This window comes from bacterium (assembly GCA_040757115.1).
Lineage (GTDB): Bacteria > UBA9089 > CG2-30-40-21 > CG2-30-40-21 > SBAY01 > JBFLXS01.
The window spans coordinates 1-3,668 of record JBFLYA010000320.1; the positions used below are offsets into that span (position 1 = coordinate 1).

Sequence of the window (3,668 nt, forward strand, 5' to 3'; positions counted from 1 at the left end):
AAAGAATTACAACTACTTTATTTATAAATGGTTATACTCTTGTTCCTCAATAGTTGAGCATTTTCATTTGACCTAATCTTTAACTCTATATGCTTTAGTCTGTTCTGTAAATTTAGGAATTATCAGAATAATTCTGTACCAAAAATATCACTTTTTTTATTTTTAATAAATAGTACTGTAGGATACAGCACGGTACCAGTACTAGTTTGCAATAGCCGGGGAGTATTCCTGAGTTGTTCAGTAATATCAATAGCATCACCTCTTTCAATATATGTTTCAATATAATCATTGATTCTTTTAGCCTGGCTATATGATAATTTCGATAATTGGCCTGCATCGTGATGATTCTTAATTAATTCAGATGAGATCTCTCTTGCTAACCACTCCCCATTATTGGTTGTTACAACCGAGGTTAGCCCAGTGCATGTTCTGCCTGCATTCCATATCATTCTTCGGTAGAGCATCGCAATATGTTCAGTTTTAGCTTGCTCTGTAAATAAGAATTTTGACCTGCCATAATGAATAAAAAAAGTTTTTTCTATTAAATCAATAGATCTATTAATAATTGATTTATAAGACTCTGAAATTAGTATTTGATCACAAATATTAAAAATATTTTTTTGAACTACCTCCTTGCATGGTATGAAACTAATAAAAGAAGCAAGTAAGGGATTTACTTTAGCTATTGCCTCTATAATAAAGAGATGGGTAAAGGGATCCTCTTTTGCGGGTATTAAAAAAACCGGTCGTTTTTGTGCAAACGGAATTAGCCAATAAAAACAAATCGTCGGAATATTACCGGGTAAATTAATTATCAGTGACTTACCTGTAGGATAATAGCCGATTCTTTGGCCATTCTTAATGTAATAATGATGATCTATGCATTCTTCTAAATTGCCTGGCAATTGAATAGCAATTATTTTTCCCAAATTCTCGAGCATACAAGCAATTTCCTCAATTTCGATGCTTACAATACTTTTATTTAATCCTGTACTTTCTGACACAAGATCAATATATATTTGTCTTGATACTGGAATTCCATTTATGTTAAAATTCATTTTCCTGAATACTTGGGCAGCCTGCTTTAAATCATTCAATATTGTCCGGACAGAAAGCTTTTGCATTGCATAGAATTTATCATCAATAGTTCTTTTTAATTCAGAAGTACGTATTATAGGAAATAAGGAAAGTTGAGCAATAACAGTATCATTTACTGAATGAATTTTTTCTCTTTCTAATGAATAAATGAATTCATTGTTAATCCGCAAAGGTACTTCAAACATTTTAATAAACTCCCTCTATTTTCTGTCCTGAAAGCGCCTCGGGGCTTTGAATATCACATAACCAGTCCCAGTTATAAATATCTGCCACTTTACCAAATGGTTTAATCCGTATTGCTTTATCTCTTTCAACAAAGCCTGGTATTAATGAATCGGTTGTAAAACGAAAACACCTAACATCCCCCTGTTTACCATAATTAACAATCTTGCCATTTTCATCAATAACATCTAGTACAATATACGGCTGAGAAGGGATGTAGATTACTTTATATTCATCTTCTTTTTCATATGGTTTCTGAAATGATATGCCGGAAACAGACGTTCCATATATACCCACTACAGGACGTCCCTGGAAAATAACTTCCCGGATGTATTTATGTGTGTCTCTAGACATGGCTAATCCTGCGTGACAAACAGCTTCTATTTTATCGAACAATGCTATATCAATATATTGCGGTAATAATTCCAATAAACTGGCAGTACAGAAAAGCACCCCTATGTTCTGATATTTAATAATCGGCAGCACCTGCTCCCATATATGCTTTATATAATGTGTAACTGCCTCATCATTACCTTCATGAATATACTTTCTGACAATTCTCGGATCCATATCAATACAATAAATCATACCGCCACGGGTTTCGGCAAAGGATATCAATAACCTACCTGTAGTATGTGGTCCAGTTGGTCCAATGAAAAGCCAATTCTTTTTATAAGGAACCTCATGAATATCTAAAAACTCATTTGAAAAATTCAGAATCTGTTGCCAATATTCACTTCCCCAGTTGCCACGCTTGGCAATACCGGTAGTACCGCCTGTTTCGGATGCCCATATCCATTTCTGTTTTTTTCTTTGTGAAAGAGGTATAAAATCTTCTAATGGTTTAACTCTGAGGTCATTTTCATATAAAGCCATTTCTTTCCTATTGGGGAAGGATAACTTGTTTCTGAAGTCCTCTAATGTCTTAACTTCTTTAAGTACATCAATACCCTTATTCTTTTGGTGTTCGAGCCAATATTTTGCTCCAGTTTCTTTGTCATAATGAATAGTTAAAATCTCTCTTAAATACCTTTCATCGATTTTTCTTAAATAACTCATTATTTCCTCCTTTCTTAAAAAATTCGTGCCTTTCACGAAATTCATAACTCCTTGATTAACAAGAAGTTACAAATACGCTTTTTTCTTATTGCCCTCCTGTTGTATAACCCCTTGATTTTCATAGACTTACAAATCATAGTTTGCTCATTTTTCTTCACTTTTGCCCACTTTAAATAGGAGTGGAGGGCAATTTTTCAAACCTTTGAATTTTGTGAAAGCTACCACTTTTTAATATCTATAAAATTATCTTCTTTATTTATTTCCATTGACTTAAAAATTATAAAATTTTACCTCCTCCCATCAAAATATGCTATAATTGAACCTGCAATCGGCAAGTAGGCTCACCAGAATAGCGTTAACCCCTTGATATATCAGTAGTTAATCCGTTAAAAAATCTGTAGATTTTTTAACAGAAATGATTGACATTGGCCTCCTTCTATGCTATACTTTAGGTAAGTAATTAATATTACTAAAGTTAACATAAAAAGGAGACCAAGTATGATTACTTCTTCAATCCCTCAAATAGATACCCGTCCTCGCCATGAGCGACGGCCAGAAATTATCGCCTTGGAGAAAAGAAAACGAAAATTGGTTCGCAAACTCAGACCTGTTAATCTCCAGGTTGAATTCGATAATGATACGGGTGTGGCTATTCTTAAACGACAGGAGATTTATTATATCTCCTATGGTTATGTAAAAAAGAGTAATAAAAAAGTTCCCTCCGGGTATAGATATAAAGTAGCCACCTTAATATCTCTATCAGAGATAGTCTATTTTCAGTTATCTTTGTGTTCTTTGTGTCTCCTTTGAGAACTTTGTGTTTAATAATGTAGGTATCCTTATTTAACCACAAACTTTACGAAGTTTTTCACAACACTCACAAAGATATAGACTTATAATGTAATGTTCTTTATAAACAGATCCCTTAAAAAGGAACAGGAAGTCTGTTTTAACCGTCGTCCAAAAGTAGCCACACCCTAATGATACAGTCACCCAATTTGGTAACTTCCATACCGTAGAAACCTTTAAACAAGCTATTGATCTAACAGGTAGCATTAAAAACAACTTCACGCTTTCTAAACCCATTAACAGCCTTTATTCTGCACCTCAAACATTAGAACATCTGATTGATTGTTGCTGTCTGGGATTATTCCGTTTTGAGCATACGGAAACTTTACGCTTTGACCCTGGTTATCTTGACCTTAAACAAATCTCATCTTTCCCATCAGAAAAGGTCTTTCGTGATCTTCTCTCTGACTTTCAACCAACGCATATCCAGGAACTTATCA

The 3,668-nt window shown here is 33.8% G+C and carries 3 protein-coding genes; 1 reads left to right on the plus strand and 2 read right to left on the minus strand.

Features of this window, described 5'->3' with window-relative positions:
• Positions 1-122: 122 nt before the first annotated feature.
• Both AB1422_17825 and AB1422_17830 read right to left on the minus strand, forming a co-directional pair.
• Positions 123-1,283 carry a hypothetical protein gene (locus AB1422_17825; GenBank protein MEW6621162.1) on the minus strand — a complete coding sequence of 387 codons (1,161 nt, stop codon included), beginning with the start codon at positions 1,281-1,283 and terminating at the stop codon, positions 123-125.
• Between the two features lies 1 nt (position 1,284).
• Positions 1,285-2,379: an AMP-dependent synthetase gene (locus AB1422_17830; GenBank protein MEW6621163.1), complete on the minus strand. Its 1,095-nt coding sequence runs from the start codon at positions 2,377-2,379 to the stop codon at positions 1,285-1,287.
• A gap of 498 nt (positions 2,380-2,877) precedes the next feature.
• Here AB1422_17830 and AB1422_17835 point away from each other — a divergent pair, with 498 nt between their 5' ends.
• Positions 2,878-3,189 carry a hypothetical protein gene (locus AB1422_17835; GenBank protein MEW6621164.1) on the plus strand — a complete coding sequence of 104 codons (312 nt, stop codon included), beginning with the start codon at positions 2,878-2,880 and terminating at the stop codon, positions 3,187-3,189.
• Positions 3,190-3,668: the final 479 nt, after the last annotated feature.